This window comes from Mesorhizobium sp. M4A.F.Ca.ET.090.04.2.1 (assembly GCF_003999085.1).
Lineage (GTDB): Bacteria > Pseudomonadota > Alphaproteobacteria > Rhizobiales > Rhizobiaceae > Mesorhizobium.
The window spans coordinates 1-5,546 of the sequence record NZ_RZOT01000413.1; the positions used below are offsets into that span (position 1 = coordinate 1).

Annotated in this window: 9 protein-coding genes; 3 read left to right on the plus strand and 6 right to left on the minus strand. The window is 64.3% G+C overall.

Annotated features, from left to right (window positions below):
* Both EN781_RS24245 and EN781_RS24250 read left to right on the plus strand, forming a co-directional pair.
* On the plus strand, positions 1-516 hold a 516-nt coding region (locus EN781_RS24245), incomplete at its 5' end, for a CapA family protein (protein ID WP_189347794.1).
* A 64-nt stretch (positions 517-580) separates the two neighbouring features.
* On the plus strand, positions 581-1,552 hold the full coding sequence (locus EN781_RS24250; RefSeq protein WP_126058711.1) for a DUF3137 domain-containing protein: 972 nt from the start codon (positions 581-583) through the stop codon (positions 1,550-1,552).
* Between the two features lie 3 nt (positions 1,553-1,555).
* Here the strand turns inward: EN781_RS24250 and EN781_RS24255 are convergent, their stop codons facing one another.
* The 5 genes from EN781_RS24255 to EN781_RS34475 form a co-directional block, all read right to left on the minus strand.
* Complete coding sequence (locus EN781_RS24255) at positions 1,556-2,038, minus strand: DUF2314 domain-containing protein (RefSeq protein WP_126058712.1); 483 nt, start codon at positions 2,036-2,038, stop codon at positions 1,556-1,558.
* Positions 2,039-2,091: 53 nt separating this feature from the next.
* Positions 2,092-2,349: a SemiSWEET transporter gene (locus tag EN781_RS24260; RefSeq protein ID WP_126058713.1), complete on the minus strand. Its 258-nt coding sequence runs from the start codon at positions 2,347-2,349 to the stop codon at positions 2,092-2,094.
* A gap of 123 nt (positions 2,350-2,472) precedes the next feature.
* Positions 2,473-2,985 carry a hypothetical protein gene (locus tag EN781_RS24265; protein WP_126058714.1) on the minus strand — a complete coding sequence of 171 codons (513 nt, stop codon included), beginning with the start codon at positions 2,983-2,985 and terminating at the stop codon, positions 2,473-2,475.
* Positions 2,986-3,411: 426 nt separating this feature from the next.
* Positions 3,412-3,576, minus strand: a complete 165-nt coding sequence (locus EN781_RS34470; protein ID WP_189347796.1) for a hypothetical protein — start codon at positions 3,574-3,576, stop codon at positions 3,412-3,414.
* A 232-nt stretch (positions 3,577-3,808) separates the two neighbouring features.
* A complete protein-coding gene (locus EN781_RS34475) occupies positions 3,809-3,970 on the minus strand; it encodes a hypothetical protein (RefSeq protein ID WP_189347798.1) in 162 nt (53 codons plus the stop codon).
* Positions 3,971-4,120: 150 nt separating this feature from the next.
* Between EN781_RS34475 and EN781_RS24270 the strand changes: the two genes are divergently transcribed.
* Entirely contained in the window at positions 4,121-5,059 is a 939-nt protein-coding gene (locus EN781_RS24270; RefSeq protein ID WP_126058715.1) for a diacylglycerol kinase family protein, read from the plus strand.
* A gap of 92 nt (positions 5,060-5,151) precedes the next feature.
* On the opposite strand, the gene EN781_RS24275 is transcribed toward EN781_RS24270, so the two are convergent.
* The coding region (locus tag EN781_RS24275) for an NAD-binding protein (protein ID WP_148669369.1) at positions 5,152-5,546 on the minus strand (395 nt) is incomplete at its 5' end.

Sequence of the window (5,546 nt, forward strand, 5' to 3'; positions counted from 1 at the left end):
ACGCAGTGGCGCAATGCCGATGCGGGGGTGTTCGCGAGCCGCGTGTCGATGCAAAGCGATCTTGGGCCGCGCGATGCGGCCAGGGGCGTCGATCTCATCTGCGCAGTGCCGCATTGGGGTTGGGAGTTCCGGCACTTTCCAAGACCGGAGACGCGGTTGCTGGCCAGACAACTGGCCGGGCAGGGCGTCGGGCTGATCGCCGGGCATCATGCCCATGTCGTGCAGCCGGTGGAGCGGATCGGCAAGACGCTTGTCGCCTACGGGCTCGGCGATTTTCTCGGCACGGCCTTTTCCCGCCAGCCATGGCCGGGCCGCATCGGCTCCATCCTCGTCGTCGACGTCGGCGTCGACCTCGGCATGCGCGGCGCCGTGGCGGCCTACCGGCAGCATCCCTTCATGCGGCAGCGCGTCGGCGACCATGAGCGGCTGGTCCCCGTGGAGGCGCTCGGGAGCGGGATTCGCGGCAAGGTCGAGAGCCGGCTGAAGGCGATTTTCGGCACCCCGGCCGAGGTCTGACGACTTTTGCGCAAAAGCCGCTATCATGGCCGCACGATGCACAGTCTCTGCGGCGGGGGTGGCGATGGAAGCGGCGGATTTCATGCCGAGCGAGGCGGTGATCGCCGGCATCAGGAAAGACATCGAGGCCTATGAGGCGAAACGGGCTTCAACCTACCGGCAGGTCCGCTGGCGGGTGCCGCTGTTCGTCGGCCTGGTGCTGTTGTTCGTGGCGCTTGTCGCCTGGCTGTTCAACGCGGCCGCCGACCCCAACGAGCAATGGTTCTCGACGCCGCACGTCTTCCTCTATGTCGGCGGCTTCGGGGCGGCGGTGCTGCTTTATTTCCAGGCGGTGAGACCGGCGACCAGGCTGCAGCAATCGTTCCGCGATACGGTTCTGCCGATGATCTTCGGCTTCGTCCGCGATGTGCGCTACCAGCATGGCGTGCGGCCGAATTCCTTCGACCGGCTGCCGCGGGAGACGATCGGGGCGTTCAACCGGCAGAGCTTCGACGACATCATATCTGGCCGCTACGAGGATTTTCCCTTCGAACTCTACGAGGCGAAGCTGACGGAGGGCTCCGGCAAGAGCCAGCAGACGGTCTTCAAGGGCGTCATCGTCGCCTTCGAGACCATCGAGCCGTTCCCCGGCATGTTGGTTGCGGCGCGCAAGGCCGGCAAGGTGGTCGGCTTCTTCCGCGGCATTTTCTCCAGCAAGCTGCAGGAACTGGCCTGCGGCGTGCCGGAACTCGACGCCAGCTACGAGTTCCGCACCGACAATGTCGAGGCGGCGAGGCCGCTGGTCACCGGACGCCTGGCAAGCGCGCTGACCTGGCTCGGCGAGACATGGCCATATGACCAGGCCCGCATCGCGCTCAACGGCAGTGACGGCTTCCTGCTCATGCCGCGCAGCAAGAATTTTTTCGAGCTGCCGGACATCTCCGTGCTGATCGACTACCAGACCCATATCGCGCCGATGATCGCAGATCTCGGCGCCATGCTGGCGACGGCGGCGCTGGTGCGCAAGATCGGTGCCGCGGACGACGCGGCGGGTTAGCTCTCAGCAGTCGAAGCCGTAATTGCTGCGCAAATCATCCGCATCCTGCTCGGACATCTTCTTCAGCATCACGCAGACGGTGTAGCTGCCGACCTGATGGCCGTCTCTGATGTAACCCCAGTCGGAAATGTCGTCGCGGGAGAATTCGATATACTGGCCGTAGACGACATTTTGGACGATCTCGGGCTCGTTGGCCAAAATGCCGGCAAAGCCCGAGGCGGTGCGCTTGAAGGGGATGACCCAGAAATGCTCCGTCGCATCGCCATCGACGATCATCACCTTCAGTTTGAATTTGTCGGTCCCCGGCGGCGGCGCCTCGGACAAGGCCAGGAAGTCATCCAGGCTGGCTCGCGCCTGTTCTATCGCCGTCGTCATCTCCGGATCGTCCGACCGCACCATGACGGTCTTGTCGTCGCCTTGGGCGTGAACATGCACGGGCGCAAGCGCCAGCATCAGGGACAGCACCGCGCGGGCTAAGAACTTCATGCAACGACCCCTCCACCCGGAAGGCGGGATCATCGTGCATCAGGTGCTGATTTTCAACCGAAGCGCAGCTTCATGCCGAGGATGGCGATCACGAACAGGAAGGTGACGCCATTGGCGAGGATGACCGGCCAGGAGCCGATCAGCAGGCCGTAAAGCGTCCACAGGAAGACGCCGGTGGCGATGGAGCCGGTGGCGAACAGCGAGATGTCGCCGGCGCGGCGCTCGCGCGCCACCTTGGCGACCTGCGGAATCCAGCCAAGCGTGGTGATGAGCGCGGCAAACGCGCCGATGATTTCAATTGCGGGATGCAAGGGCGGGGACTTTCGAACAGGCGCCTGATGTGCGGTGCGTCCTATGCCAGATCGATCGGGCCCTGGGAAGCGGGCAGCGCGGCTGGACCAATCAAACAAAAGCGGGTCGCCCCGCTTTGTTGCTTAAAGTCCGCTCGGCACGATCCCGGCCAGCCAGTCCGCCGACCGTTTCGCCATGCCGACCGTCGCGGACGCGGCGCGGCTGAGATCGGTCTTGACCACGGCGTAGCCGGCCTTGGTGCGGTAGAGCACCGCGCTGCCGCCATTGACCGCCGCTTCATAGGCGACCGGCTTCGCGGCTTCGGTTTCCGCCACCGTGGCCGGCGAGCCGACGGGGACGCTGGGCCGGTGGCTGAGCTCGGGCGGCAGCGGATCGACCGTGGCCTGCCTGGGCGTCAGGTCAGGCTTCGAGGCTATCGCGGCGAGCTCGGAGGAAGACGCCGAACCCTTGGCGCGGCAGATGCCTGAAACCAGCGGATAGTTGAAGTTGCGCTCGTGCAGCATCTGGCTTTTCATCGCCGCTTCGCAATCGGCGATCGTCGCCCACTTGGCCGGCGTTTCGCCGATATACTCGCAAAGCTTGGCGTCGCAGTCGCAGCCGACGATGGTCATGGCGACAAGGGCGGTCTTGATCACGGTCTTGTCCTCGGATTCGTTCCCAAATGACCAGTCGCCGGGGAACAAGGCGGGATTTGGCCACGATTATGATTTGTGCGTGACGGAATGTTTCCGAGGCTCCGGCTGTGACTGAAAAGCCTCAACCGTCGTAGACGTGCTTGAGCCTGGCGCCGGCCTTGATCAGCGCCGGCAGCGCCGTATGCAGCTTGCGCACGGCGACGGTCAGGCCGGTCCGGCGTGTGTCCGGGTCGGCCGGGAGCGGATAGCGTTAGCCGATTCCGGCGCCCGTTGCAGCCATGCGTGTGGGGTGAAAGCCACGTGGGCAAGTCCATGGCCGACGAAAGACGCCCACGGTTGGACGGCAAGGCGACCGGAGACGGGAGGCCGCGAAGAAGAGAGAGCCCAAAAACAGTCGGCGCTGGGATTTCTCCCAGCGCCTCCCTGTCAGATCAGGACACGGTCGCGGCAGCAACTCCCGAAAGATGTCGCGCCAAGCCGGCCTTGATTTTGACGGTCCTGCCAGTCGCCACCCGAGGGCAGCGCCCGTTCCAGACCACGCCGGTCACCACCCTTGCGGGCTTCGCCCAGCGTGCCATCGAAGGTTTTCACCGGCCTTCATGGCAGCATCGGTCCGCCGTCGGCGTTCGCACGCTTTCCGCGGCCCCGCCGGCATCCGTCCCTCCAACAGGCAAGCCTGCTCTCGTTCCGGACCGTGCGGGCCTCAGGAAATCCGCCTTTCCGCTTTGCCTTTCGGCTGGGCGATCGGTAGCCGCCTGAGATGGGTTTAACGTACGCCGGGTAAGGGCTTTGGGGAACCGCCACCAGCCTGTGGATAGCGGGATTATCGGGGACCAAGCCAGGCGGCGCAGGATTTTTTCGGGCAGCCGACGAAAGAGGCGCGAAACGCGGCGGCGATCTGCGATGATCCGGTATTGGCGGACATTCGGCGCTTGCCCCGCAAGGCGGCGCGGGCTTCAATACCGGCAAAGGATTCCAGGCGCAAGCGCTCCTGACATTCCTAGATCCGGATGACGTTTCGTTGAATCGCCGTCCTGATCCAATTCTTTGTTGGAGCATGATCTTTCCGAAAACCGGTTCCCACTTTTTGCTACGCTGACCTATCGGTTCGGGATCATGCTCTTGGGGAGGTTGCTTGAAGGTCGGGGTGGTTCTCAATCCGATTGCCGGTGGCGGCCGGCTGAAGCGGCACTGGCCGGAGGTCAGCGCTTCGCTGAAGGAGCATTTTGGTGGCTATGAGCTGCGCGAGACGCAGGCCGAAGGCGATGCCGAAAGGCTGGCGCTCGACCTCGCCGCCAGCGGCTTCGACCTGGTCATCGCAGCGGGCGGCGATGGAACGGCCAGCGAAACGGCGGACGGGCTGCTGCAGGCATTCGACGAAACCGGCCGGGTATGCGAGCTCGGCCTCTTGCCCTGCGGCACCGGCATCGACTTTGCCCGCGGGCTCGGCCTGCCGCGCGACATCGATGCCACGCTGAAGCACATCGCCGAAGCCAAGCCGCGCAAGATCGATGCCGGGCGCATCTGTTACATCGACGATCATGGCGCGCTGGCCAGCCGCCATTTTATCAACATTGCCAGCCTTGGGCTTTCAGGGGCGACCGACCGCGCGGTCAATGCCGACAAGCGCAAGGGCAAGGTCTCTGCCAAGGCGCTGTTCTTCTGGCGCACCGTGGTGGAGTTCATGCGCTACCGCTTCCAGGACGTCAGGATCACTGTCGATGACGGCCGGCCGGTCGAAGCGCGGATGGCGCTGGTGGCGGTGGCCAACGGAAAGTTCTTCGGCGGCGGCATGATGATCGCGCCCGACGCGGAACTCGGCGACGGCGCCTTCGACATCGTAATCCTGCGTGCGGCGAGCAAGCTGAGGCTGATCTGGGACATCCGGCTGCTCTATGGCGGACGGCACCGCAACCATCCGGCGATCACCATCCTGCGCGGCAAGAAAGTGGTTGTCGAACCGCTCGGCGATGTGGAAAAGAACGGCGCGCTGGTCGACATAGATGGTGAGTCGCCGGGCCGGATACCGGCGACGTTCGAGATCCTGCCCGAAGCGCTGACGCTCAGATACTGAATCAAGACGTTGAGAAACTGATTCAGGCGGTTGCCGGCCTTGTTCTGGCGAGCCGCCCAAATCGCTGAAATCGCTTGTAAAGTTTAGCCGCCTCAGATTTCAAGCTTGGACGGGAATCCGGGCGCGCGCAGATCGGTGCCGACTGCCTCCTCGAGCAGCTTGACGATCTGCGTCGACCAGGCGCCACCGCCATAGGCTTCCTTGCCTTGCTCGAAGATCGCGTTGACGCGGGCGGCGAGATCAAGCGGCACGCCGAAATCCTTGCCCATACGAAGCGCGAAGCCGAGGTCCTTCAGCGCCAGGTCCATGGTGAAGCCAATATCGTAGGATCCGTTGAGCACCAGCTGGCTTTCGGTCTCGTGGACGAAGCTGTTGCCGGAGGAGGCGACGATGGCGTGGTAGGCCTGGGCGAGGTCCAGCCCGCCCTGCTTGGCCAGCATCAGCGCCTCGCCGGCGGCGACAAGATGGATGAAAGCCAGCATGTTGG

Bases quoted from the DNA above. Each gene is read 5' to 3' on its own strand.
- EN781_RS24250 (WP_126058711.1), top strand. From the start codon at position 581: ATGGAAGCGGCGGATTTCATGCCGAGCGAGGCGGTGATCGCCGGCATC.
- EN781_RS24255 (WP_126058712.1), bottom strand. From the start codon at position 2,038: ATGAAGTTCTTAGCCCGCGCGGTGCTGTCCCTGATGCTGGCGCTTGCG.